Origin of the sequence: Neotamlana sargassicola, assembly GCF_020523965.1 — a bacterium.
In the GTDB taxonomy this organism is placed as follows: Bacteria; Bacteroidota; Bacteroidia; order Flavobacteriales; family Flavobacteriaceae; genus Neotamlana; species Neotamlana sargassicola.
On record NZ_JAJAPX010000002.1, the window covers coordinates 475,444 to 501,816 of the forward strand.

General features: G+C 31.2%; 21 protein-coding genes. All 21 read left to right on the forward strand.

Annotated features, from left to right (window positions below; genetic code table 11):
* Window positions 1-12 precede the first annotated feature (12 nt).
* The 21 genes from LG651_RS06650 (at window position 13) to LG651_RS06750 (ending at window position 26,373) form a co-directional block, all read left to right on the forward strand.
* On the forward strand, window positions 13-750 hold the full coding sequence (locus LG651_RS06650) for a DUF6250 domain-containing protein (protein ID WP_226695353.1): 738 nt from the start codon (window positions 13-15) through the stop codon (window positions 748-750).
* Complete coding sequence (locus LG651_RS06655; RefSeq protein ID WP_226695354.1) at window positions 750-2,282, forward strand: glycosyl hydrolase family 28 protein; 1,533 nt, start codon at window positions 750-752, stop codon at window positions 2,280-2,282. Before LG651_RS06650 ends, LG651_RS06655 begins: the two co-directional genes overlap by 1 nt.
* A gap of 24 nt (window positions 2,283-2,306) precedes the next feature.
* Window positions 2,307-3,941, forward strand: coding sequence for a GH39 family glycosyl hydrolase (locus LG651_RS06660; RefSeq protein ID WP_226695355.1), 1,635 nt, complete (start codon window positions 2,307-2,309; stop codon window positions 3,939-3,941).
* A 175-nt stretch (window positions 3,942-4,116) separates the two neighbouring features.
* The gene (locus tag LG651_RS06665) at window positions 4,117-4,512 is read left to right on the forward strand and encodes a hypothetical protein (protein WP_226695356.1); all 396 of its coding nucleotides are present in this window, start codon (window positions 4,117-4,119) and stop codon (window positions 4,510-4,512) included.
* A 57-nt stretch (window positions 4,513-4,569) separates the two neighbouring features.
* The gene (locus LG651_RS06670) at window positions 4,570-6,009 is read left to right on the forward strand and encodes a hypothetical protein (RefSeq protein ID WP_226695357.1); all 1,440 of its coding nucleotides are present in this window, start codon (window positions 4,570-4,572) and stop codon (window positions 6,007-6,009) included.
* A gap of 452 nt (window positions 6,010-6,461) precedes the next feature.
* Window positions 6,462-8,369, forward strand: a complete 1,908-nt coding sequence (locus tag LG651_RS06675) for an O-antigen ligase family protein (RefSeq protein ID WP_226695358.1) — start codon at window positions 6,462-6,464, stop codon at window positions 8,367-8,369.
* Window positions 8,366-9,466: an efflux RND transporter periplasmic adaptor subunit gene (locus tag LG651_RS06680; RefSeq protein WP_226695359.1), complete on the forward strand. Its 1,101-nt coding sequence runs from the start codon at window positions 8,366-8,368 to the stop codon at window positions 9,464-9,466. Before LG651_RS06675 ends, LG651_RS06680 begins: the two co-directional genes overlap by 4 nt.
* Window positions 9,467-9,473: 7 nt before the next feature.
* Entirely contained in the window at window positions 9,474-12,548 is a 3,075-nt protein-coding gene (locus tag LG651_RS06685; RefSeq protein ID WP_226695360.1) for an efflux RND transporter permease subunit, read from the forward strand.
* A gap of 173 nt (window positions 12,549-12,721) precedes the next feature.
* A complete protein-coding gene (locus tag LG651_RS06690) occupies window positions 12,722-14,239 on the forward strand; it encodes a TolC family protein (RefSeq protein WP_226695361.1) in 1,518 nt (505 codons plus the stop codon).
* A gap of 17 nt (window positions 14,240-14,256) precedes the next feature.
* Window positions 14,257-14,457, forward strand: coding sequence for an HTH domain-containing protein (locus LG651_RS06695; RefSeq protein ID WP_226695362.1), 201 nt, complete (start codon window positions 14,257-14,259; stop codon window positions 14,455-14,457).
* 324 nt (window positions 14,458-14,781) lie between these two features.
* Window positions 14,782-15,105 carry a hypothetical protein gene (locus LG651_RS06700; protein ID WP_226695363.1) on the forward strand — a complete coding sequence of 108 codons (324 nt, stop codon included), beginning with the start codon at window positions 14,782-14,784 and terminating at the stop codon, window positions 15,103-15,105.
* Between the two features lie 26 nt (window positions 15,106-15,131).
* Window positions 15,132-15,509 (forward strand): hypothetical protein, encoded by a 378-nt coding sequence (locus LG651_RS06705; protein WP_226695364.1) that lies wholly within the window; start codon window positions 15,132-15,134, stop codon window positions 15,507-15,509.
* A gap of 52 nt (window positions 15,510-15,561) precedes the next feature.
* Window positions 15,562-16,836 carry a 6-bladed beta-propeller gene (locus LG651_RS06710; RefSeq protein WP_226695365.1) on the forward strand — a complete coding sequence of 425 codons (1,275 nt, stop codon included), beginning with the start codon at window positions 15,562-15,564 and terminating at the stop codon, window positions 16,834-16,836.
* A gap of 2 nt (window positions 16,837-16,838) precedes the next feature.
* Window positions 16,839-17,342, forward strand: a complete 504-nt coding sequence (locus tag LG651_RS06715; protein WP_226695366.1) for a hypothetical protein — start codon at window positions 16,839-16,841, stop codon at window positions 17,340-17,342.
* A gap of 64 nt (window positions 17,343-17,406) precedes the next feature.
* Window positions 17,407-17,754 (forward strand): DUF1573 domain-containing protein, encoded by a 348-nt coding sequence (locus LG651_RS15855; protein ID WP_226695605.1) that lies wholly within the window; start codon window positions 17,407-17,409, stop codon window positions 17,752-17,754.
* A gap of 49 nt (window positions 17,755-17,803) precedes the next feature.
* The gene (locus LG651_RS06725; protein ID WP_226695367.1) at window positions 17,804-18,280 is read left to right on the forward strand and encodes a S26 family signal peptidase; all 477 of its coding nucleotides are present in this window, start codon (window positions 17,804-17,806) and stop codon (window positions 18,278-18,280) included.
* A 28-nt stretch (window positions 18,281-18,308) separates the two neighbouring features.
* A complete protein-coding gene (locus LG651_RS06730) occupies window positions 18,309-19,400 on the forward strand; it encodes a 6-bladed beta-propeller (protein ID WP_226695368.1) in 1,092 nt (363 codons plus the stop codon).
* 473 nt (window positions 19,401-19,873) lie between these two features.
* The gene (lepB, locus tag LG651_RS06735; protein WP_226695606.1) at window positions 19,874-20,863 is read left to right on the forward strand and encodes a signal peptidase I; all 990 of its coding nucleotides are present in this window, start codon (window positions 19,874-19,876) and stop codon (window positions 20,861-20,863) included.
* Window positions 20,864-20,869: 6 nt separating this feature from the next.
* Complete coding sequence (locus LG651_RS06740; RefSeq protein WP_226695369.1) at window positions 20,870-24,028, forward strand: efflux RND transporter permease subunit; 3,159 nt, start codon at window positions 20,870-20,872, stop codon at window positions 24,026-24,028.
* Entirely contained in the window at window positions 24,025-26,007 is a 1,983-nt protein-coding gene (locus tag LG651_RS06745; protein ID WP_226695370.1) for a discoidin domain-containing protein, read from the forward strand. The genes LG651_RS06740 and LG651_RS06745 overlap by 4 nt, the downstream gene beginning before the upstream one ends.
* Window positions 26,008-26,016: 9 nt before the next feature.
* Complete coding sequence (locus LG651_RS06750) at window positions 26,017-26,373, forward strand: hypothetical protein (protein WP_226695371.1); 357 nt, start codon at window positions 26,017-26,019, stop codon at window positions 26,371-26,373.

The window sequence follows — 26,373 nt, forward strand, 5'->3', positions numbered from 1 at the left end:
AAATCAGGAAAAATGATAAAAAAGCTATTAACAATTAGTATTGTGTTTTTAAGTATGTATTCATGTAAACACACTGAGGTGCGTACATTAAAACTAACTGAAGATTTAACAGTAAATGCCGAACTAATTTTAAGTGACGATTTTACAGAAGGTATAGATAATTGGAAAGTAGAGCAAATGCCAGGTGGAAGTTATTATCATAAAGATGGGAAATTAGAAATTAATGATGCTGCCGGTTGTACCGCTTGGTATAAAGAAAAATTTGAAGGTCCCATTATGATTGAGTACGATGCTCATGTTATTAAGGCTGATGGAGAATTTGATAGAGCTTCAGACTTAAATTGTTTCTGGATGGCAACCGATAGCGAAAATCCAGATAACTTATTTGCAAATTCTGCGGCAAGATCGGGACGTTTTCCAAATTATAATGCGCTGAGTTTGTATTATGTTGGTATGGGCGGACATTACAATACCAAAACACGATTCAGACGCTATTCTGGTAACGGCGAAAAACCACTTTTACCAGAACATGATTTAAGCGATTCTATTTATCTTATTAAACCAAATACAACGAAACAAATTCGCCTAATTGCTTATAACGATGTTATTCAATATTACCGAAACGATACTTTAATTTATGATTATAGAGATAAAAAACCTTACACAAGTGGTCATTTTGGTTTACGAACAGTGCATAATCATATGACGTTAGATAATTTTAAAGTGTATAAGTTATCAGAAGTAAACTAATGAATAACAATAAAATGATAAGTTATACGCTAAACAAAAAACACATAGTTGCATTATTTTATCTAGTTACTTTTTTTGTAACAGTTTCCTGTTCTAAAAAAGTGGTTGAAAAAGTAATAGTTTATCCAGCGCCCGAAGGTATTGAATTATCGAAATTATATAAGGTTACGGTTCAAGATATAAATGTGCCAGTTTATAATACTAAAATCCCACCTTCAAAACCTATTCCGCGTTTAAACCCGATTCGTGGTGAGTTAGGGTTAGCTTCAATCGCATCTTTCGATATGGATGAATCGGTTACTATTTCCGTTGAATCTCCAGAACAAGTTCAATCGGTTAAAATTTTACCAACCTCCTATAATATTAAACCAATTGTTTCGGGAAATAAAATTACTTTTCAGCTAGAGCATCCAGGACATGTTACGGTCGAAATTAATGGTGATTGGCACCAATCCTTACATATTTTAGCAAATCCGTTTGAAGTAAACCGACCAGACCCAAAAAATCCAGATGTTATATATTTTGCGCCCGGGATTCACGAGGTTTCTCAAATAACGGTAAAAGATAACCAAACGGTTTATTTGGCTGGCGGCGCTTATATTCGCTGTGTTTTACCGGAGCAGGAAGAAGAAATAGAAGTACGAGGGCATTTAAGAAAAAAACCAACCTTTATATTAGATGGAACCAATGTGGCCATTAAAGGGCGTGGTATAATAGACCAAAGTGCTATTCCTAAAAAGCAAAGGCGCTATACTATTTTAGCTCATAAAGCTAAAAATGTAACCATTGAAGGTGTTACAATTTTCGATCCGAGCCATTGGACCATTCCTATTCAAAGTTCAGACAACGTGCATGTCGATAATATTAAAATTATTGGCTGGCGCGGAAATGCCGATGGTGTTGATATTACGAGTAGTCGCGATGTGTTAGTTGAGAATTGTTTTATGCGCACTTTTGATGATGCTGTGGTAATTAAATCTTTTGGTGGTTATGGCGAAGTAAATAATGTTCACACCAGAAAATGCGTAGTTTGGAACGAATTAGCGCATTCGTTAAGCATAGGAGCCGAAGTTCACGAAAATATTAGCAATGTACTTTTTGAAGATTGCGATGTAATTCACGATGTTGGTAGAGAAACGGCATTAAGAGTATATCACTGCGACGATGCCGTTATTAGTAACGTAACTTTTGATAATATTAGAATTGAAGAAGCACGCCGTTTAATTTCCTGTTGGATTGGTAAAACACGATGGACAGAAACTGAGGAGCGTGGCCATGTAAAAAATGTAACCTTTAAAAATATCACAGCTACTTCGGCACCCATCGATACAACACTTACTGGTTTTCAAGATGGAACCGATTGGAAACCGTACATTATAAAAAATCACGCAAGTATTAATTTAATAGGCTTCGATGACGACCATTTGGTTGAAGATATTGTATTCGAAAATGTTGTTTTGGATGGAAAAGCAATTGATTCTACTCAAATTACCACAAATGCCTTTGTTAAAAATATAACGGTGAATAAATAATTAGACTAAACTAAACAATATAAAATGAAAAAAATAGAGGTTACACTTGTAGCCATTTTTGCGGTATTTACTGTAAATGCGCAAGACATTAAAATAGATGGAAAAAAAACAGGCAAAAAATTTGAGCACTTTTGGAGTAAAAGTGTAGGTGCTGGTCGAGCCAACGAAGGTCTGCGAGCCGGTTGGCTAGAGCAGTTGCAAAAAGTGCAAGAAAATTGCGGGTTCGAGTTTGTGCGTTTTCATGGTATTTTTCATGACGATATGTTTCCTGTTTTCGAAAAAGATGGGAAGTACACCTATAACTGGCAATACATTGACGATTTGTTCGATAGAATGCTCGATTTAAACGTGCGTCCGTTTGTAGAATTGGCGTTTTTCCCAACGCCGTTAGCAGCCGAAAATAGCAAGACGCAATTTTGGTGGAAAGCCAATATTACGCCCGACGAATCTAAATACAACGAGTGGCATAACTTAGTAAAAGCGTTTACGCAGCATTGTGTAGATCGCTATGGTATCGATGAGGTGTTAACCTGGTATTTCGAGGTTTGGAACGAGCCTAATTTACATTATGGTTTTTTCGATGGAACCAAATCGCAGTATTTCGAGTTGTATAAACAATCGGTTTTAGCAGTGCGTTCTGTAGACGACCGATTAAAAGTAGGCGGGCCATCAAGTAGTAATTTCGTAGCCGACGGGCGTTACAATGGTGAGATTGAAAGTAGAGATGGAGATTTAATTACCTTTACTGCCGATAATATTAACGACTTAGAATGGAAGGGCTCTTGGATCGTAGATTTTTTAGAATACTGCGAAAAAGAAAAACTTCCAGTAGATTTTGTGTCAACGCATCCATATCCAACCGATTATCCGTTTAATCCAACTACAGGAAAAGGAAAAGATTTTTCTAGATATGTAAATTCAACAAAAGACGATATCGAATGGTTAAATAAAACCATAAAAAACAGTGCATTTCCAAATGCCGAAATTCATTTAACCGAATGGAATACCAGCCCGAACAGTAGAGATGCGATGCACGATTTTTTACCGCCGGCAGCTTATATTACGAAGGTAAATTTAGATTGTATAGGTTTAACCAACTCTTTGGCATTTTGGACCTTTACTGATATTTTTGAAGAAAAAGGCGGCGGAGAAAGTATTTTTCATGGTGGTTTTGGTATGATAAACTATCAAGGTTTAGTAAAACCATCATATCATGCCTACAGAATGTTACATCAATTAGGTGATGAAAAACTGTTTAAAAACGATTATTTGTTTGTAAGTAAAAAATCAGAAAATGGTAAAATTGTGGCTTTAGCTTATAACTATCCAGAAGATCATTATAATGCTGTGCCTTCTAGTATTAAAAAGATTGATAAATATGAAAACGGTAAAACAAGACCATTAAATTTTACGGTACATAATTTAAAACCAGGAACCCAGTTTAAACTAGAAATTCTAGATAAAAACCACGGGAATATTTACAATTTTTGGGAGGACATGGGAAAACCAGAACCACCAACACGAGAGCAAATAAAAGTGATGAAACAATACGCCGAAAATTTAAAAACAGAGTTGGTTACAGCTGGAAAAAATGGCGTGTTAAAAATAAATCGAGAACTAGCGCCTTGGAGCTTGGTGTTAATTGAGCAAGTTAATTAAGGATAACAATAATTTTCGCGATAAAATGAATCTTAGTAAAATTTACTATTAAGATTCATTTTTTTTGTGCTAAACATCAAATTTGAACTTTGTTTTACATGGCTTGCATCATAATTTATATAAAAAAAGCAGTAAGCTATTTAGTTTTACCTTAAACTATAACCAACTAAAACCAATGGCATTTCTTGCAATTCTAAATTTTGTTATTGCTGCATTAAGCTCTTTAATTTCGATAATTACAGGTGTATTGCTTATTAGGCATCGTCAAGTTATATTTTACTTTAAAAGTGCATTTTCATTTATTAAAGACGATTATGTGTTTGAAGAAGAAATAAACTACAATGGATTTTTTAAGGAAGCTATTCAGGTGCTTAAATTTGGGATTAAATCTTTAGGGAAAAGCAGTTCTAAAACCGTTTATGGCGACAATCAAATTTTTGAAATTTCAATACTCGTTGTGTTATTAGGGAAGGTTTTGGTGTTTATTGGGTTTGTAGGCATTGTATTAAAATTTATTGGTTCTATTTGGATGCTTTCAACCTCACATGTTAATATCGATATTTTTAATTAAAACACTTTAAAAAGTGATGACTAATTCAATAAAATAAACGCTCTATCAAAATATCTTATGACGACTTTCAATTCAACAAAAAATAAAATAAAAATTAGCATTGTTTTTTTAATGTTGCTTTTACCTATTGCTAGTTTTTATGCGCAAACGGTAGTGGGTTCATTACAAGAATTATTGCCTTATTTAAGTGAAAACAATGTAAAGGTAAAACTTAAACCAGGTGCGTATGTTGTGTCTGCAAACGATATAAATAACGGCGATTTTGCCACTGCTACTAAAGTGAAAAACCATGCCAATGTTTTATTCCTGTTTTCAGGAAATAACAGTGAATACGATTTTTCTGGAGTAGTTATAAATGTAAAAACCGATGTTTTAACTGCATTTCCAAGTAAAAATGAAGAACTGTATGAAATTCAAATTATTGGGAATAAAAATGTTTTAAAAAATTTGACCCTAGTTGATGATGGCTCGGTTTACGATGCGCCAACACGACGCGCAACAAACATTGTTATGGATGGCGCTAGTAACAGAATTGAAGGGTTTCATATTACAACAAGAGGTGCTTATCCATATGGTTATGGCGAGGCCTTTGGTAAAGGCGGTAAAAGTGTAATAAATCACCGGAAGCATTCGTCGTTTTTAGTGCGTGGTTATAAAAATCATGCTAAAAATTGTACCATAATACACCGTTCTTATGGGCACGCCATGTTTATGCAAGCTGCCGATTGGCCTATTATTGAAGGTTGTTATGTTGAAGGTGCTATGCGCTCTACAGACGATATGTGGAAAGAAAAAGGCACAGGAACCGATGCCGATAAAGTGAATTTTAAAACCGTTTGGGGTTATAAATTACCAAAAGGGTATATGATGTGTTTGGGTGAAGAAGGTATTCGTGCCTACAACGGAGGCGAAACCATTATTGATGGAAAAGAGTATCGACGAGGAACATCTAACCCAACAATTATTAATTGCACGGTTAAAAATATGAGAGCAGGAGTAACCTTAACACATGCAACGGGTAAAAAATATGTAGAAGGTACAACAGTTATAGGTTGCGAAAGAGGATTCTGTATTGGTTCGGGCGATATAGTGGATTGTTATGCCGATACACAACATGGTCCAGCCTTAGGTGTCGATTACGAAAGAGATCAAGGTACAAAAGCCGATATCACCCTGTTACCTTACCAGGGAAAATCTTATAACGGAAGCGGTCATGCAGCGATAATAATTGGGAGTAATCACAAAATTATTTTTAGAAGCGTGGTTGAAAAAGCCGATCAAAATTTAAAAATTAATATTGGTGGTGATAATAAAACCATTGGTATGTTGTCTAAAGATGAAAACTACAGGGCATCAAATATTATTTTACACAATTTTACCAATTATCCGGTGGTTTTAGATGACAATAGTAAGAATTGCACAGGTGTTTCTGTGGGTGAGGTAAAGGATGAAGGATTCAACAATCACATTTTTAACATAAACAATTCAGAAAAATAATCACTTAAAAGTATATAAGCTTTGCATCATGGCTAGGAAGAATCTAGCTGAACAAGCAGTGTCGTTTTCAATGTTTATTAGAGTTCAATGGACAGTGTTGACTGATTCTAGAAATGGCAATACCGGCTTTGAGTTTAACAACACTTTGATGTATTTGTAAGGTTAGGGTATTCAGAAAACACTGAGTAAAGGTAGTGCTTATATATTACGCAAAATGAACGATAATTTATTCGATTTGAACCATAAATTACATCATAAAATATTTTAACTCCGTAGGTTTGAGCCTATAAGTCTCTCAATAATTAATTAGTCTATACTTCTGTCTATTATGGTCGAAGTAAGTTTTGAAATTACTGATTGTCGTGAATCATATAATTCGGTTTTGATTATAAAATTGAAACCATTCGGGGTTAGTTTTATATAGTTTACGATAGTGTTGTTAAATAATATTGATGGATTTATTTAAAAATTATGTTTTGTTTTATAAAGGGTTGTTATTGACCCTTTTTCTATTATTCTTATATCTTCCTTCGGTAAACCAGACAGATTACGTTAATTCGACCATAACATCAAAAACAGTGTTTTTTCTTTATGCGCTCATCGTTACACTAAGTTGCTGGGGGCTTCAAATGGTTGTCAACAAGAATAAACAACGGGCAGTAAAAATATCTATCCTAGATGTTTTACTAGCTCTATTATTGGTTTTTATTTGTGTTAATAGGTATGTTTTACAATCTAACTATGGGTTTTCTATTCGATTTATAGAACTATTAGGGTTGAGTCTTTTATATGTAATATTAAGAGGGCTACCTGTGAAGCATTTTGTGTGGATTTTGTTCGCTATAGTGCTTTCAGGTGTCATACAAGCGGGTTATGGTAACTTCCAGTTATTGGGGTATTACCCGTCTAATCATTCTGGATTTAAAATGACAGGAAGCTTTTTTAATCCAGGGCCTTTTGCTGGTCTTTTAACATCGGTATGGACGATGGCCTTAGGACTTTACTTGTATAGAGAACAGATTTTCAAACAGTTTTTATATCTAAGTACCTCTTCAACTTTAAGACTGAACACTTTAATAAAGTACACTTTCGAGTATATCCTACTATTGGCTATTATAGGCATTCTATTGGTAGTACCCGCATCACAATCCAGAGCGTCTTGGTTGGCTATTGCAATTACTACCGTAATATTATTAGAATTTAAGTACTGTTATCTTAAAAAACTTTTTGCTAAGATTTCAAGATTTAAAAAAGTAATGCTTTCTATGGGACTATTGATCGTATTGGGTTTAAGTCTATTTGGGATTTATCATTTTAAAAAAGGGTCTTCGGATGGGCGCTTATTTATATGGAAAGTTTCCTTTGAAATAATTAAAGAGAACCCTGTGGTCGGCGTGGGGTTCGATAGGTTTAAAGCACACTACATGGATGCCCAAGCCAATTATTTTGCTGAGCATGGCGAAACGACTGAGGCTATGGTGGCAGACAATTCATATTATGCATTTAATGAATTTGTGCAGTTTGTTGTTGAAAATGGCTTAGTGGGATTGTTGTCTCTTATAATTCTTAGTGTTCTGCTATTTAAAACAAAAGTAGAAAAAGAAAATACATACATTTCTAATATTCTTAAAACATGCTTATTGGCTATTAGTGTATTTGCATGTTTTTCATACCCCATGCAAATATTACCTATTAAAATAATTCTGGTAGCTGCTCTGGCTATGTTGACTACTGTAAATGCTAAGGTTTATGAAATCAAAATAACTCAAAGTAATACCATGCATAAAGTTTTTAAAACATCCTTGTTGGTAATTGCAATTTTTGGTGTTACTAAAGCGAGTTTATATGCTAATGTGCTTAATGAGGGTTTTAAAACATGGCAATATGCTCTAAGTCCTTATGGAAGTTACGAGGATGTTTTAGAGGATTACAAAGCTGTTTACCCCCTATTTAAAAGGGATGGTGATTTTTTAATGAACTATGGTAAAACATTGTGTTTAGAAAAAAAATACCCTCAGGCAATCTCAATTTTGCAGCAAGCGAAACAACATCTGAATACTACCATTATTGAAACGGCTTTGGGAGATGCTTATAAAGGCATTAAACAATATGAAAAAGCAGAAATAACCTACAAAAAAGCTTATCATATGATTCCGTCTAGGTTTTACCCTTTGTATTTATTGGCTAACCTATATGATGAGAGTGGTGATAAGACCAAGGCGGTAACCATGGCAAAGAGACTACTTGATAAAGAAGTAAAAATACCCTCAACTGCTATAAAAGAAATGAAAACTGAAATGAAAAGAATAATTACTAAACATAATACAAGTTCTACAGATAAAAAAAGTCAATATAAATGAAAAAAAATCATATGTCCAAAGCGGTGAAATCTTTAATGATTCTTATTCTTTTAATCTGTTTCAACTGCACTCAAAAAAAAGACAAACCTGAAGAGGAAGAATTCATCGATAAAAAAGCACACGGCATTCAAAAAAATGAAGTTAGTGTTGCCCTGTTAGAACAAAAACCTTTTAAACGCGAATTGGTTAGTAACGGTAAATTAATAGCCATTCAAAAAAATGTATTAAAGTTTGAAGTTGGTGAGCGTTTAGAAAAATTATATGTAGCCAATGGCGATCTGGTAAAAAAAGGACAAACCTTAGCTGTGTTAAAACCCTATAAATTCAAACAAAAGCTAGATAAAGCCACTATAAGTTTAAAAAAAGCCACTTTAGATTTTAAAGACCAACTTTTAGGTCGTGGTTACGATTACGATGTCAAAGATAGTATTCCCAAAAATATTTACGAAATGGTGGCTATTCGTAGTGGTTATGATGATGCTTTACGCGATTTGGAAGATGCTAAATACGAGTTGCGATCTTCTAAACTTGTAGCGCCATTTAGTGGTAGAGTTGCTAATATTGAAAGTAAACAGTTTGAGCAGGTAAGCGTAGGAAGAGATTTTATGACTTTAATTAACGATTCAACCTTTGAAGTAGAATTTCATCTTATAGAGTCTGAAGTAGGTGATGTTCGAGTAAACGACCAGGTAGAAATTGTACCCTTTGCTTTAGAGAAAACCTATCAGGGTAAAATTACCACAATTAATCCTATAGTAGAAAAAAACGGTACCATTCTCGTTAAAGCCCTTGTTAAAAATGATGGGCAATTAATTGAAGGGATGAATGTAAAAGTATTAATACAAAAAGATATTCCAGACCAATTAGTAGTGCCTAAAGAAGCTGTTATTTTAAGACAAAATCAAGAAGTTTTATTTAAAGTTGTTGATGGTAGAGCCTTTTGGACCTATGTTTTAACAACCAACGAAAACAGTAAGCATTATGCAGTCATACCGCATCCAGACAAAAGTTCTGCAAAGCTAACCCCTGGAGACTCTATAATTGTTTCGGGTAACTTGAATTTGGCACATGATAGTGAGGTGGTTGTTAAAAAATAAAAAATAGATGGTAAAGTTCCTTATACACAAACCCATTGCGGTTTTAATGACGACACTAGGTATATTGATTTTAGGTTTTTATTCCTCAAATTTTATACCCATATCGCTAATGCCAGATATTGATATTCCAGAAATAACAGTACAGATAAGCGATGAGAATTTGTCTGCACGCCAATTAGAAGATGGTGTTATAAAAAGCTTAAGGAACGAATTAAAGCAAGTAAGCCATTTAAAAGATATAAAAAGCGAAACCACCAATGGTATGGCTATAGTAAGGTTGCTTTTTACACATGGCACTAAAATAAATTATTCGTTTATAGAGGTCAATGAGAAAATAGACCGATTTATGGGGCGACTACCCAAAACCATGAAACGTCCCAAAGTTATTAAAGCCAGTGCTACAGATATTCCTGTGTTTTACATTAGTGCTACTTTAAAAGGCAATCGAGCCAAAAGGGGTATACAAAACAAAGATTTATACCCTGTGTCTCAAGAGTTTGTAGACTTTAATCGTTTTACCAATCAAGTTATAAAAAAACGTATTGAGCAAGTTAACGAGGTTGCCATGGTAGATATTAGTGGTTTGGTAGCCTCAGAAATTTTAATTATTCCAAATCTAGATAAAATACAATCTCTTGGTCTTACACTAGATGAATTAGAAAGCGCTATAAAAAGAGCTGATGTAGACATTGGTAATCTATCTATTAAAGATAGTCAGTACCAATATAACATACGTTTGGGTAGTGAAGTGGTAGACATTAGAGATGTAGAAAATTTATACATAAAAAAGCACAATCGTGTGTTTCAACTAAAAGATCTTGCGCAAGTTCTAGAACACCCACAAAAACGCAAAGGTTTAGTGTTATCTAACGGAAAAGAAGCCATTACTATGGCCATTATAAAACAACATGATGCACGTATGGGCGATCTTAAAGAAAAGTTAGACGAACTCCTAAAGCGTTTACGGAAAGATTATAAAACTATAGATTTTAGGGTGACGCGAAGCCAAACCAAGCTACTAGATTACGCCATTAATAATTTAACCCAGAGTTTATTATGGGGAGTGATACTTGCTTTTTCAGTCATGTTTTTGTTTTTAAAAAATATGAAGTCTCCTTTTTTAATTGCTATAGTTGTTCCGGTTTCTATGGTGGTTTGTTTGCTGTTTTTTCAATTGTTTCATATTTCCATCAACATTATCTCACTATCCGGATTGGTTTTAGGCATTGGATTAATGATTGATAATTCCATTATCGTAATAGATAACATCACACAATATATAGAACAAGGTAAATCCTTACCTAAAGCCTGTGTTTTAGGAACCAACGAAGTGTTTAAGCCGCTTTTAAGTTCTGCATTAACAACCTGCGCCGTGTTTTTACCTTTAATATTTATAAGTGGTGTTACAGGGGCGTTGTTTTATGATCAGGCTATGGCAGTTAGTATTGGACTTTTTGTATCATTAGTAGTGTCTTTAACCTTATTGCCAGTATTGTATTATCTATTTCATAAACGAAAGAAAGTTAAAAAAGGGCGAATATCTATATTTTTAGAAAAAACAAACCTTATAAACTACAATGCGGTATACGAAAAAGGCTTTCGTTGGGTGATGCGCAGGCAAAAAATAGCTTGGTCTATTATTGCTTTATTAGGTATTACTGTAGTTGGTTTATATGCTGTATTACCCAAAACACAAATGCCAGAATTTTCTAAAACCGAAACCTTATTAAAAATAGACTGGAATGAACAAATTAATGCCGATGAAAACAAGCAACGTATTATTGCAACTCTAGAACCTATTAAAGACTACTTAAAAGATCATACCGCATTAGTAGGAAGTCAGCAATTTGTACTCGATAAAGAAGCTTTAGCTAAACCATCAGAAGTTAACTTGTACTTAAACTGTGGCAATCAAAAAACATTAGATAAGATCACTAATACATTAAGTGATTATCTCAATAAAAATTACCCTGAAGCTTTATATAGATATGGAGAGGTCGATAATATTTTCAGTGCTATATTTTCTGATGACGAACCGCCTCTGGTAGCGAGAATGCGAAACGTAAGTGGTTTAAAAAACAGACAAAACGAACAATTAAAAGCCTTGTGGTATCAAGTTAACGATGCTATGGATAACTTACAATTGAAACCCATTGTGTGGCAAGAATCTATGGTATTGGTTGCCGATAAAGAAAAACTTATGATTTACGATGTTAATGAAAACCAGCTGTTTAATAAGTTAAAAAGTGCTTTTGGTGAAAGACAGGTGTTTTCAATAACCGATAATCAAGATATTGTTCCCATTGTATTAGGAGGCGAAATAAAGCCTATAGAAAATGTCCTTGATGAAACGGTAGTCGTTTCAAAAGACAGTGCTGTAATTCATGTAAAAGAATTTATAAATGTGATGCATACTAAAGATTTAAAAACCATTGTTGGTGGTACAGAAGGCGAATATTACCCTATAGCTTTAGAAGTAGATCCTGATAATGCTACAGATACGCAATATCAAGTTAAAGACATAGTTAACCATAATAAGTGGTACGAAGTTAATTTTTCAGGACGTGTTTTTACTAGTCAGGCGATGTTAAAAGAGTTAATCATTGTTTTATTAATTTCACTATTACTGCTGTATTTTATTCTCGCATCACAATTTGAATCGTTTTTATTGCCTTTAATTGTGTTAATAGAAGTCCCTATAGATTTGGCAGGAGCTTTTTTATTTTTAAAACTCTTTGGGATGAGTATTAACTTAATGTCACTTATAGGTATTGTCGTTATGAGTGGCATCATAATAAACGACTCTATATTAAAAATAGATACCATTATACAATTACAGCGTCAAGGCTATTCACAAATAAAAGCTTTGTTGGTTGCGGGCAAAAGACGTTTAAAACCTATATTAATGACTAGTTTAACAACCATTTTGGCATTAATTCCGTTGTTATTTTCTTCGGGCCTAGGCGCAGAATTACAGGCACCTTTAGCGGTTTCATTAATAGGCGGTATGCTTTTAGGCACACTTATAAGCTTATATTTTATTCCGTTGTGTTATTATTATTTATCAAAAATTAAATCTTAAGTACATGACAAAAAACAATACAATAGCTATATATACCAAAAATGAACAAAGTAAAATGTTGTCTCCTCGAACGCAGTTGATAGGTCTTCATATTAGTATGAATTACAATATTGAGGTCTCGACTGCGCTCGACCAGACATTTTAGAAAAGTAAAAATGAATGGGTTTAAAATTATGAATAAGCAAAATATAAAAACCATAGTTATAACAATATTATGTACTTTTTTTATACATACTGTATTGCTTTCTCAAAGCATTGAGAAGACTATACAGGCTAAAGACATTACCCTTGAAGATGTTTTGGCTCTGGCCAGTAAAAATTCATTAGATGCTTTTAAAGCCAAACGACAATACGAATATAGCTATTGGAACTTTAGAGCGTTTAAAGCCAGTTTATTACCGAGTATAGATTTTACTACAAAACCATTAACTTATACTAGTTCTGTTGTTGAACGTTATGATTCAGAATTAAATCAAGATGTGTTTAGACCCATACGTACTTTAAACTCATATGCAGGTTTATCCTTAGGGCAAAATATTTCACAAACCGGTGGACGTATATCTCTTAATTCAACTTATAATAAACTTACTAATTATACAGATGGTAATACAACAAATAGCTTTAGTGTTACACCTGTTAATATTGCTTTATCACAACCCTTAATGGCGCATAATAGCTTTAAATGGTTAAAAAAAACAGCACCATTAGAGTACAAAAAAGCGCATAAAGAATTAATCTCTCAGTTACAAAACATTAATATTAATGCGGTGCAGTACTTTTTTAATTGGGCATTAGCCTCAAAAAGAAAAGATATGGCAGGAGAGCGCGTAGCCTCATCAAAAAAGTTATTTGCCATTAGCAAAAAACGCTACGAGATAGGTAGTATAGAAAAAGAAGATGTATTAAACCTGGAATTGCAATTGTATAATGCAGAAACCGACCTAGCTATTCAAGAAAACGATTTAAAACGTATAAAACAAGACTTGGAACTGTTTTTAAGAAGCGATTTACCAGAAAACACAGTACCTATTTTACCAGAATTAATTCCCAGTTTAAAAATTAATGTTGACGAAGCCATTGCATTATGCGAAAAAAATAACCCAGATATGTTGGATATAGAAATAAGTAAAATAGAAGCCGAAAGAGATTTAGACCAAGCCATTAAAGATAACCGTTTCGATTTGTCATTAACTGCCAGTTATGGTTTAAACCAACAGGCAGAAACCTTTTCTGGAGCTTATGTTAACTTACTACAACAAGAATTAGTTGCTATAACTTTTACCATGCCTATTTTAGATTGGGGAGAGCGTCGAGGCAATATAAAAAAAGCACGTATGAACAAAGCTGTTCTTGATATTGATAACGAACAAGCCGAAAGTACATTAAAGCAGGATATTAAAGCTAAAATCATAGATTTTAACCTCCAAGAAAAACTGGTGTTAAATGCACAACATGCCAGCGAAATAGCCAGAGAATCTTACTTAATTACAGAAAAGCGCTTTTTGGCAGGTCGGGTAGATTTATTACGTCTAACAAGCGCCTTAAATGCGTGGCAATCCAGTAACGAAAGTTATATGAATAAACTCTCTAATTATTGGCGATATTATTACCAAATACAACAATACACCTTATATAATTATAGAGAATCTCGAGAACTAACTGTTGACCTAGAAAAAGGCATTTTAGATTAACCATAAAATTTAATGTTATGACTTACAGAGAGCGAAAAGAAAAAGAACAACATATTTTATCGTTAATTGAAAAAGAGAGATTAATATGTTTAGAAAAAGTAGCACAAGATTACCAATGTAGTAAAAGAACAGTTGAGCGTATGATAAAAGAATTGAGAGAAGAAGGGAATAATATTGTGTTTTGTAGAAAGCGTTGTAAGTATTTTATAGATAGCTAATGAACCGACAAATTTTGTCGGTTACACTTCTTATCTTTGTAAGAATTAAGATACTAAGCCTCTGGGTTTAAAAAATTAAAACAATTTGCGAAATGTATAACTTTTAAAATGTAATGCCTATGTAACATAAACAAAATACCCAGAGGATAGACTTATAGTGCTGAACTCGATTCAGCGTCTTATTATTTGAGATAAAACATCAAAAATAAGACAAATAAGCTATCGCAACAACTAAAAATATAAGTTGTTGTCATGTTTTATAAAGTAGCGTGCTTTTTTAGACTTTGTAAAATCAATTAATATTTAAATTTTAAAAATAATAAAATGAAAAAAATAAAAAAGTTTGTAGTATTTGGAATAATTACATGCTTAAGTATTGTTTTAATTGGGTTTAATAAAGAAGGGGAAACAGAAAGTTTTTCGCTGGATAGCTTAATTGAAGTTGCTAATGCCCAAGGAGAGGTAGAATTAAACCCTTCTTACACTATATATCATCCAACAGAAGTAACATGTGTTGTTAACGTGTATACATATATAGCCGCTCCAGGAGGTTATTTGGTTAAAGCATTAGTTAGTTCAACACCAGGTACAAGAATTGATTGTCCAAGTGGCGAAATGATTTGTGCACCAACTACCTGTGCTATTTAATAATGTTTAATAATATAAAATAAAAAATGAAGAAAATAATAGGGATTTGTTTAATTGGAATTATGGTTTTTGGAGTAACTGCTTTAAATAATAGAGAAAAAGAAGTTAAAACAGAAACTGTTTTTTCCTTAGAAAATTTAATTGAAAAAGCCCAAGCACAATGTGAAAATGGTTCGGTTACTAGTCCTCAGTATTTAAAGTATACGGTTGTAGAAAAAACCTGTTCGATAACTTTATCAGTATCTCAAGCTAATGCTTTAAATGCATCTATTAGTGCTAATGGAGCCAATTTGGGAACGACATCTAGTACTACTTATTATGCTGGGTCTACTTATCCAGACGCTACATATATTAAATGTTACAGTGGTTCTTGTTATTGTGCTGTTATGGCATGTACAATATAATAAAAAAGGTTCTAAATAATATATTATTTAGAACCTTTAAAAATAATAAATGATGAAATTAAATAAAATTTTAAGTTATTGGGCATTGTTAGTGCTTACTATTATACTAGGATGTGAAAATAAATCAAAAAAGGATGTAGACGATTTAGCTCCAATTTATAAAGAATACAATACAGATAAAGTTAGATTAAATGACTTAGATTCTATAGAAAGGCAGTTGAATGATTATGAGAATATTAAAATTATTGAGCTTGGTGATAAGGAATCTGAGCAAATAAATGCCTCTTCTATAATAGACACTTGTTGGTATGTGGCTTTAGAAACTAAAGAAGAAAGCCTATTTGGTAAAGTGGATAAAATATTGATTGAAGATGATCTCATATTTATCTTAGATGAAGATGGCACAAAATCGATATTTATTTTTGACATGAATGGTAAATTCATATCAAAAATAAATAAACATGGTAGAGGTCCAGATGAATATTCTGCGATTCGTGATTTTACGTTAGATTCGGAAAATAGACAAGTAATAGTTTTTGATGATTTTTTAGCAAAACTTTTTTATTATAGGTATGATGGTACATTTGTGAAAACAGAAAAAACTTTTTTTAGGTTTCGAGAGTTTTCTAAATTAGGTAGTAATACCTATTATTATTTAGGTTCAGCTGATAATAAGCATTATCCATTTCTAGAAGAAAATTTTATAGTGAAGCAAAATAAGGGTAAATTTATAGAAACAGCCATAGAAAATCCGCAATATAAATTTATTAGACTTGAAGCTCAAAATCAAGTTCAAGTATCAGGAAATCATTTAAGTTTTGCGATTCCCGTAATGGATAACCATATTTATAATATAGTAGGAGAAAATGTTGTACCCTCGTTTAAATTAGATTTCGGAGATGGAACTATTAAACCTTCAGACTTGAATAAAAAATATCAAACCAAAATTATGGATGCAGTTAAAGAGGATAAAAAATGTCTTTTTGCGGGAATGCATTGTGAAACAAATAAAACACTATATTTTAGATATATAGAAAAAGGAGTGTTTATGAATTGTTATTTTAATAAAAAAAGTGGGAATTTGAAAATTATAAAAAATACTATTCCTGATTTAAGTAGTATTATGACTCCAGTAGAGTCTCCTGCTTATGCTATTTATGATGAAGATGTTTTTGTTTCTTTAATAGACCCACAGTTGATTACCATGAATAAAGATTATGTTAATCATGAAAGTTCTAATAAAACAAAAAAACTGAAGAGTCTTGTGAATAGTGTGAAAAATACAGATAATGTAGTGTTATGTTTTCATAAGTTGAAAGATTTTTAGATATGAAAAATATTTATTTTTTTTTAAATATTGTGTTTATTATTCTATTCTTTAGTTCATGTTTGAATTCTGAAAGTAATTCTAAATATTTTATACAAGGGTTACGATTAGATTCTGATGCTGTTTTAAAAAGTGATGAGGATAGTTTAGTTAAACTAAAAGATTTAAAAAAACCAATATTAATATTTCAATATTCTGAATTGAATTGTGGTGTTTGTGTTGATTCTGTTATTGTCACTCTAAAAAATATAGATAAAGAAATACCATATATATACATAGCAGACTATAAAAGAAAAACAGACCTTTATTTATTTAAGAGAGTTAATAAGATAAAAAAGGATGTCTATAGGACTAATTATAAAACAGATGTAGATACCTTAAATGTTCCTTATGTTTATATTTTGGATGATAAAAGTTTAGTTCAAAAATCTCTTTTTATACCTAGAAAAGAAAATATTTTAGATTTTAAAGAATACCTTGACAAGGTATCAAAACATTATTGGTAAAGTGATAAATGGAATTAATATTAAAAATAAACTTTACTTCTTGTTTTTAGTTTATATAATTTTTATGTCATCCTGTAATAGTTATAATCTAAAGAATACTTCGATAAAGTTTTTTACTACTTTTCATAATTTTGGGGAAATACGATTTAGATCTACTTCAGAAAATGCGATATTCTATTTTACTAATACAGGAAAATATCCTTTAAAAATAGAAAAAGTGGAAACGAACTGCGGTTGTGTTTTGTTCGAGTTCACAAAAGATTTTGTAAAACCAGATCATGAAGGACAAATAATTATTAATTATGATTCACGATATTCAGGTAACTTTAAGCAAACGATTAAGGTTTTTTATAATGGAGTGAATTCTCCTGATAACTTGAAGATCAAAGGGGAAGTTTTATTCCCAGAGTAATAATTTAACATACTGTATTATTTGAAATTTATAGTAAGAGTTTTATTTAATGAATAAATCTATTGAATTTCTTAATTTTTATATTTTGTTTAAAAAGTATTCAAAACATATTAAAAAGAAATATTTAATACTTGTTTTACTATTTGTAGTTTTAACTATTTATGGTGTGTTTTGGTTAGGTGGCACTATTCTAATTATAGCATTGTTATATTTAAGTATAAACTATTTATTATCTCTTATAAAAAACATCTTTATAAAAAAACTATGTAAAGGTATATTCTCTTTTTTAATCTTCTTATTTGTGGCTATAGGTATTCGTGTATTTGTGGTAGATATTTATTTAATACCAAGCTCTTCAATGGAAAATACCTTATACCCTAAAGATGTTATTTTGGTAAATAAATTAAAATATGGTCCTAACCTACCTAAATCACCTTACGAAATCCCTTGGGTGAATTTATATTATTTGCTACAAGACAACTCTAAAGAAGCAGTGACTAAAAGAATATGGCCAGTTAAACGTTAAGCGGCCACCACCCTTAAAAAACAACATTATGAAATATCTAAAAATACTATCAATTTCTTTAATATTAATTTTTTTTAGTTGTTCTAAGAAGAATAATGATATTAGTCAAACAACTTTAGAAATACCTTATGAGTCTCATAACAATTTTATTATGCTTTCTAAATACTTTAAAACTATAAAGTTTTTACCTTTAGAAACAAATAAAGAGTCTATAATAGGTTCTATTAAGAAATTGAAAATCATCAATAATAGAATCTATATTTTTGATAATATTGGAAATTCAATTCTTGTTTTTAATAGTCATGGTCAATTTGAAAAAAAAATATCTTCAATCGGGAGTGGTCCCGATGAATATATTTCAATAAGTGACTTTGATGTTGAAAATAACAATCTATACATAATGGATATATCTGGAAAAATCCTCCATTTTAAAAATGATGTATATGTTAACTCCATTAAAATTGATTTTAGAGCAACAGATTTTTGCATTACCAAAGGAGGATTTATCTTCAAAATTTTAGAATTTGATAACAAATCCGGTCAGTTTATAGCAACATCTAAAGATTTAAAAATTAAAAATAAACTTTTGCCTATTTCTGAACCAAATTCAAAGAAATTCAAATTTAACTATGGATTCTCAAATAATTTTGGAATAAATAATTCCAAAACCTATTTTTCGCAGAATTTTTCAAGATCTATCTATGAATTAGATGATGAAGAATTTACTTTCAAACATGAGTACGTATTAGATTTTGGTAGTAAAAGTTTACCTGAAAATGATAATGTAAACAATTATGATATGCTAAGTCCAGATTTTAAATTTTTAGTACGAAACAACTTTTATTTTCATAATAACTACATTATTTTAGATTATTTTCACAATAATGTTCGTCGAATTGATTGGATTGACACAGGCAAAAACATACATAACGTTGGTATACCAAAAAACGATATTAATAAAATTCCGTTTATCCCAAAATGGGGGTTTAATGATGGTCTCGTTGGATTTATGAATGCAGAACAATTGATTGACGAGGAAGATTTAATGAAAAATGTTAAGATTAAAAATATCAAAACAGGAGATAATCCAATTTTAATGATTTATACATTTAATGATTAGATTTATATTGTTACTATTTTTTGCAAATTGTTCTAATAGTTCTCTTGAAAAAATAAGTGATATTTTGGGAAAATAAATAACGGTTCTGTTGTTAAAAGTTTTTTAAATTCTACCCGTTGTGCATTTAGACAATATTTAATTCCCTATGAAGAAGTAAATGTGCCTTATTATTTCTTTATAGATTCAACTTTAAGAATTACAATTTTTTTTATACCACAAAAAGACAAACCAAAATTATCTATAGTTTATTTAAATTATGCTTTAAAAAAACATTTTAATAAAAATTGAGACACATAAAAAAAAATCATTTAGTACTAATCATATTATCAATAGTTTTTGCTATTTATGGACTGTTTTGGTTGTGTGCAGCTATAACTTTTATCATGTCCATATATTGGACTGTAAACTATTTATTAGACCATATAAAATACAGTTTTATAAAAAAAATATGTAAAGGTGTTTTTTCGTTTTTAATGATACTCTTCATTGTTATAAATGTTCGTATCTTGATTGCAGATATTTATTTAATACCAAGTTCATCTATGGAAAACACTTTATATCCTAAAGATGTAATTTTGGTTAATAAGTTAAAATACGGACCTAATTTACCACGGTCGCCTTATGAAATTCCTTGGGTAAATTTATATTACTTGTTACAAGACAACTCAAAAGAAGCTGTTACAAAAAAAAGATGGCCAGCCAAACGTTTAGCAGGTGCCAGCCATGTTAAACAAGGAGATGTAATAGTTTTTAAAAATTTTAGTAAAGATGTCGTTTTTGTTAAGCGCTGTGCTGCTATTGCCGGTGATACGTTAAAAATAAAAAATGGAGAGGTCATTACAAATAACAATTTATACGATGCAGCAGAACACATTCGTAATAATTATGCTTTTAAAATAAAGTCGCCCAAGGGGTTTTATAATACCATAGATTCTTTGAATATTGATACCCATTTTTATTCGCTTAAAAGTGATGGCTATTGGAAAGAAGCAGAATTATCGTATTTAGAAATAGAAAAACTAAAAGGTTTAAACCTTATAGATTCTGTACAAAAAAAAACAGATGTTTATATTTTAGATGAAAAAAAGTTGTATGGAAGAGGTGGTGAAAACCAAGCTTGGACACTGGATAATTATGGGCCTGTTGTTGTACCCAGAGCAGGTATGGAAATACAATTAACAAACGAGGCTTTTCGATTGTATAGGGGTTTAATAAAACATAATGAAAATGTTTTTATTAAAAGAAAGAAAAATAATACTTTTCACGTCAATGGCAAACGAATAACAAGTTATACCTTTAAGAAAAACTATTATTTTATGTTGGGAGATAATAGAAAACAATCACGCGACTCAAGATATTTTGGCTTTCTACCAGAAGAAAAAATTATTGGCAAAGTATCTTGTGTTTTATTTTCTAATAAAGACGACAAATTTCAATGGAATCGTTTATTTAAAGGTGTGTAATTAAGTATGAGACTCAAGTTTTCTTCTTTTACAATTTTAACTGTTTTTATTTGCCTTTCTATCATTGGCGCAAGTTTAATACCCTTATTAAGTGTTCAGCTTAAACCCTCTCAACAAAAAACAGCTTTAAATATTAATTTTAGCTGGCGAGATGCATCTGCTAAGGTTTTAGAACAAGAAGTGACCTCTAAACTGGAAGGTGTTTTTAATACGGTTAGGGGTATTCGAAATATACGCTCTGTATCTCGAAAAGGTATAGGTTCTGTGTACTTAGATTTTAAGAAAGGCTCCGATATGGAAGCCATTCGTTTCGAGTTGACTAACCTTATACGTCAAACTTACGAAGACTTGCCCGAAGGCGTAAGCTACCCTTACCTATCAGGTAATATACAAACTGAAGATACCGATAGAAAAAAAGCCATTTTAACCTATAGTATCAATGCCCATGAAAATCCCTATTACATAAAAAAATATACCGAAGATAAATTAGTGCCCAGACTTACTGAAATTAAAGGGGTTAATGAAGTAAGCGTTAGAGGTGCTTCAACATACGAATGGGTTATAACATACAATACCAATACATTATTACAGCTAAACTTATCTGTAGACGATATCTCTCAGGCTATTAATACGTTTCTGCAAAAAAAACAATTAGGTGTTGGTAGTTTTGCGTCTAAAAGCAGTTCAAAAAAAGAAGAAGTCTCTATGTCTATGGTTTTTAATTCGGATGAAACTATTGACTGGTCATCTATTCCAATTAAAAAGATTGGAGATAGGGTTATTTATCTAGAAGATGTCACTAAAATTAAATTTCAAGAAGCACAGGTAAATAGTTATCATCGTATTAACGGATTAAACTCGGTATCTATAGTCATAATTTCAGAAAAAGGTGTAAATACCATAGATTTAGCAAAACAAGTAAGAGTCATTGTCGATGGCTTAAAGGATGAGGTTTATAACGATGGGTATTCTTTGAGACTTACTCGAGATGCCTCGGAATTTTTATCTGAAGAAATTGGTAAAATAGAATTACGTACACTTTATTCATTACTTATTTTATTAGTACTCATTTTAATAATAAATAGAAGCCTAAAATATCTAGTGGTTTTACTTTTAAGTATTATTATAAATTTATCTATTGCTGTTATTTTTTATTATTTGCTTCATGTAGAACTGCATATGTACTCCTTTGCAGGTATTACTATTTCCTTTGGTATTATAATAGACAATAGTATTATTATGATAGATCACCTTAGAAACAAAGGTGATAAAAAAGCATTTTTAGCCATACTTGCAGCAACATTAACAACCATTGGCGCATTAATGATTATTTTCTTTTTAAAGGAAGCCCAACGTATAAACCTATGGGATTTTGCTATTGTTATAGCGATTAATGTTGGTGTCTCCTTAGCTGTGTCATTATTTTTTGTGCCTGCATTGTTAGAAAAATTTAAAATAGAAAAAAAGCGGGTTAATTATTCTAGAAAACGTAAACGTGCAGTTGTAAAATTCAACAAAGGGTATTTAAAAACCATGTTGCTTTTTAAACGTAAACCTGTAAAATGGGTGTTTGTTTTACTATTTATTTTTGGCTTTGGTTTACCTTTACATTTAACACCCGAAAAAATTAAGGGAGAAGGATTCTGGATAGACACCTACAATAAAACATTTGGTAACGAATGGTTTAAAAAAGAAGTAAAGCCAACCCTTGAAAAAATTATAGGTGGCTCACTCAGGCTTTTCTCTGAAGAAACCTTTGCAAATTCCTACCATGCGGAACCCGAAAAAACAATGCTTAGAGTAACTGGAGAAATGCCTCCGGGGTGTACAATTGAGCAACTAAATACGTTGATTGGGCACATGGAAAATTTAATTTCCAAATACGATGAGGTAAGTTTGTATGAAACAGATATTTATGGTCCACAAAATGCCAATATTAATATTTATTTTAAAGATGAATTTGAATTCGGTAGTTTCCCATATACTCTAAAAAGTTTGCTAGAATCTAAGGCTATTAGTCTGGGTGGATCTGACTGGACAGTTACAGGTGTTGGTCGTGGTTTTTCTAATGCTTTAGGTACAGGCTATGAAAGCCAAAGAATTACCATGGAAGGTTATAATTATGATAAGTTATATAAATACGCCGAAGCTTTTAAACAACAACTTATTGATAGTTCCATGGCTAGAATTAAAGATATAGAAATACAAAGTGGCGGACGCTCTACAACAGGATTAGGGGAGTATTATTTAAATTTTGACTTAGAAAAAATTGCTGATGTGGGAGTTTCTCAATCTAATATTTACAGGTTTTTAAAAAATCAGGTATATACAAGTAACATTACTTCTATAGTGAATAACGACGAGATCCAATCGGTAAAATTAGTGTCAGATAATTACAAAAAATTTAATGTCTGGGATTTAAGAAATACACCATTATGGATTGGAAATCAGCAATACAAATTAAATCAATTGGCCAATATAAATAAAAGGAATTCTGGTAATATCATTTCTAAAACCAATCAAAAATATAGTTTAACCATTGCATACGATTTTATAGGAACTTATCAATTGGCTAAAAAAGTAAAAGATGACAATATAAAATCTTTTAGGGAAAAATTACCCATTGGGTTTAATATTGGAAAGACTAAAAATGGAAATTGGGATAAAGATGGTGCAAACCAATACTACTCGCTATTTATCGTTATTTTAATTATTTTCTTTGTTTGTTCTATTCTATTGGAATCACTAAGGCAACCCTTTGCCATAATAAGTATGATTCCTATTTCGTTTATTGGTGTATTTCTAACCTTTTATCTATTCAATTTTAATTTTGATCAAGGCGGCTATGCATCTTTCATTTTGTTGTGTGGAATTAGTGTTAATTCAGCATTATATATAATAAATGATTATAATAATTTAAAAAAGCAATTTCCAAATCGAACGATTCAATTACTATATTTTAAAGCTTTTAACTATAAAATTATTCCTGTCTTTTTAACAATAATTTCTACAATTGTTGGACTTATTCCATTTGTTTGGAACGGTAAAAATGAAGCGTTTTGGTTTTCGTTTGCTGTGGGATCAATAGGAGGTTTAATTTTTTCATTAATTGGTATCCTAATTTATTTACCGCTTTTTATTCTAAAAAAAATTAAAAATCCATGAAAAAAATAATTGTTTTATTAAATGTTATTTTATTAATAGTAGCCCTATTGTTTAGTTTTACTGGTTGCAATGCCAACAAAGAAGAAAAAAAACTGGAAATAGCTTTAGAGTTGGCGGGAGAGAATAGGAAAGAATTACAAAAAGTTTTAGACCATTACCAAACGCCTAAGGATAGTTTAAAATTAAAAGCAGCAACATTTTTAATATCTAATATGCCATACCATAGTTTTACCGAGATTGATGAGAGGTTCAATAGTGTTTTTAGAAAAATGGGAAGAGGTAAACTATTTACTGCTGATAAATCATACCGAAAATCTGAATTTAGAAAACGATTACGCAATCATTCAAATTATTTAAAAGAGCGTGATTCATTTCCTATAAATAAAAAAGTTAATGACATTGAAGTTTTAAAAGCAGATTTTTTAATTGATAATATTGAATTAGCATTCGAAGCATGGTATAGAATACCTAGGAAGAAAAGAGCTTCTTTTGATGATTTTTGTAATTATATTTTACCTTATAGATCATACAATGAGCCTGTAGAAATTGATAGTCGTTCAAAACTGTATCAAAAATATTCATGGGTTTATGCAGAACTAGATAAAGGTGAGGCAATAGAATCCATTATAGACAAAATGGCTACGGAATTTGATTATAACATATTTCTTAGTATACCAGAATACTATCCTTATCCGCTTAGTATTAGTCAAATAGAAAAATCTAGATTTGGTTTATGCGATGATAATATAAATTATTGGGTAAATGTTTTTAGAGCAATAGGTATTGTGGCTTCTAAGGATTTTGTTTCACATTGGGGTAATCATCACTCTAATGGTCATTCGTGGTTATTTGTAAAATATATGGATAAAGAATACATGACCAATCCTGGGAGTAATGATAATTTGAACGAACTTTATAAAAATGAGAGTATCCCTCTGGTTAGAAGAGTTTCATTTAAGCACCAAAATGAATCAAATTTTTCACTTCTTAGTACTAATGTTACATCTACTTATATAAAAACATTAAATATAAAAATAGATAATGTATTGAACGTAGATATTGAAAGGCCTGTATTGTGTGTTTTTGATAGAAATAAAGAATGGGAAATTGTTAGCAATGGTTCTAATTCTTGGGGTAAAAGTGAGTTTTTAAATGTAGGGGTAAATGTATTATACTTAGCTGGTTCAGTTAATAATAATGGAGAGATTATTCCTCTTAATTATCCTTTTTATATCAATCAAAATAAAGAAATGCATTTTTTTGCTCCTAAAGACTCAATTATAAAGAATGCTACCTTATTAAGGAAGTATGGTCTAAGCAGTCCAAAAGATAGGCAAAAGGTAGATTGGCCTAAAAACTTAAATAGTTCTGAAATACAAGTTTCTAATGATAAAAATTTTCAATATTATAAAACTGTTTATAAAATTGAAAATTTTAATAGTACTCAATTGCAAAAAGTTAACTTTAATTCATCAGAGAAGTATAAATATATAAGATTTAAATCCAATAATAGAGAAGAATCTTATTTAGCTGCATTAGGCTTTTATGATGACAAAAAAAATAAGTTACAGGAAAAAGCAAATCTTTTTGAAGAAAATTTAACTATTGCAAATAGAAAAAACAAGATTGATGTTGCCTTTGACGGTAATCCTTTATCCTTTTGTGGAGGGACAGACTTTTCTATTGGTATGAAACTTGACAAACCCACAACTATTGGAGCTATTGAATTTCAAGCAAGAAATGATGGGAATCATATAGATGAAGGAGACGTTTATGAACTGTTTTATTGGGATAAAAATTGGACGTCTTTGGGGAGCCAAAAAGCTAAGGATACTGTGCTTTATTATGACGTTCCTAAAAATTCTTTGCTATGGTTGAAAAACCATACCAAAGGAAAAGAGGAACATGTATTTACAATAGATCAATATGGAGGACAAAAGTGGCTAGGTTTTGATAATGATATTCAAAATCATCTTTAATGACTAGGTATGGTTTTTATCATCTCAATCAAACCGGACTTTGAAAGCTTCGCGCGCTTCTATTTTAATAGTTCCGGTAGCGTAGCGTACATTGGAGGAAGCGAACATAATATTACGTTTACAGCTTCAAAGGAGGTTTTACACGAAGGATTAGCTATTAAAGTTGGTGGTGATAAAAATAATATCAGACTTAAAAATGGGAATTTCCCACATCAAAACGATTTTAAGGCGCATAATTTTGAGTTGAATAATCAAACTTCTTTTCCTGTGGTTTTATCCAATAAAAGTCAAGGTGTAAAAGTGAAATCTCTTGGGCAGGTAACCGATTTGGGAACGGGTAATAAAATTGAAAAATTAACGAAATAA

What these genes read in the sequence shown, in the direction of transcription:
- LG651_RS06655 (WP_226695354.1), top strand. Translation starts at nt 750, where the DNA reads ATGAATAACAATAAAATGATAAGTTATACGCTAAACAAAAAACACATA.
- LG651_RS06650 (WP_226695353.1), top strand. Translation starts at nt 13, where the DNA reads ATGATAAAAAAGCTATTAACAATTAGTATTGTGTTTTTAAGTATGTAT.
- LG651_RS06715 (WP_226695366.1), top strand. Translation starts at nt 16,839, where the DNA reads ATGAAAAATATTTATTTTTTTTTAAATATTGTGTTTATTATTCTATTC.
- LG651_RS06695 (WP_226695362.1), top strand. Translation starts at nt 14,257, where the DNA reads ATGACTTACAGAGAGCGAAAAGAAAAAGAACAACATATTTTATCGTTA.
- lepB (WP_226695606.1), top strand. Translation starts at nt 19,874, where the DNA reads ATGATACTCTTCATTGTTATAAATGTTCGTATCTTGATTGCAGATATT.
- LG651_RS06660 (WP_226695355.1), top strand. Translation starts at nt 2,307, where the DNA reads ATGAAAAAAATAGAGGTTACACTTGTAGCCATTTTTGCGGTATTTACT.
- LG651_RS06690 (WP_226695361.1), top strand. Translation starts at nt 12,722, where the DNA reads ATGAATAAGCAAAATATAAAAACCATAGTTATAACAATATTATGTACT.
- LG651_RS06750 (WP_226695371.1), top strand. Translation starts at nt 26,017, where the DNA reads ATGGTTTTTATCATCTCAATCAAACCGGACTTTGAAAGCTTCGCGCGC.
- LG651_RS06730 (WP_226695368.1), top strand. Translation starts at nt 18,309, where the DNA reads ATGAAATATCTAAAAATACTATCAATTTCTTTAATATTAATTTTTTTT.
- LG651_RS06675 (WP_226695358.1), top strand. Translation starts at nt 6,462, where the DNA reads ATGGATTTATTTAAAAATTATGTTTTGTTTTATAAAGGGTTGTTATTG.
- LG651_RS06700 (WP_226695363.1), top strand. Translation starts at nt 14,782, where the DNA reads ATGAAAAAAATAAAAAAGTTTGTAGTATTTGGAATAATTACATGCTTA.
- LG651_RS06725 (WP_226695367.1), top strand. Translation starts at nt 17,804, where the DNA reads ATGAATAAATCTATTGAATTTCTTAATTTTTATATTTTGTTTAAAAAG.
- LG651_RS06740 (WP_226695369.1), top strand. Translation starts at nt 20,870, where the DNA reads ATGAGACTCAAGTTTTCTTCTTTTACAATTTTAACTGTTTTTATTTGC.
- LG651_RS06710 (WP_226695365.1), top strand. Translation starts at nt 15,562, where the DNA reads ATGAAATTAAATAAAATTTTAAGTTATTGGGCATTGTTAGTGCTTACT.
- LG651_RS06680 (WP_226695359.1), top strand. Translation starts at nt 8,366, where the DNA reads ATGAAAAAAAATCATATGTCCAAAGCGGTGAAATCTTTAATGATTCTT.
- LG651_RS06745 (WP_226695370.1), top strand. Translation starts at nt 24,025, where the DNA reads ATGAAAAAAATAATTGTTTTATTAAATGTTATTTTATTAATAGTAGCC.
- LG651_RS06665 (WP_226695356.1), top strand. Translation starts at nt 4,117, where the DNA reads ATGGCATTTCTTGCAATTCTAAATTTTGTTATTGCTGCATTAAGCTCT.
- LG651_RS06705 (WP_226695364.1), top strand. Translation starts at nt 15,132, where the DNA reads ATGAAGAAAATAATAGGGATTTGTTTAATTGGAATTATGGTTTTTGGA.
- LG651_RS06685 (WP_226695360.1), top strand. Translation starts at nt 9,474, where the DNA reads ATGGTAAAGTTCCTTATACACAAACCCATTGCGGTTTTAATGACGACA.
- LG651_RS15855 (WP_226695605.1), top strand. Translation starts at nt 17,407, where the DNA reads ATGTCATCCTGTAATAGTTATAATCTAAAGAATACTTCGATAAAGTTT.
- LG651_RS06670 (WP_226695357.1), top strand. Translation starts at nt 4,570, where the DNA reads ATGACGACTTTCAATTCAACAAAAAATAAAATAAAAATTAGCATTGTT.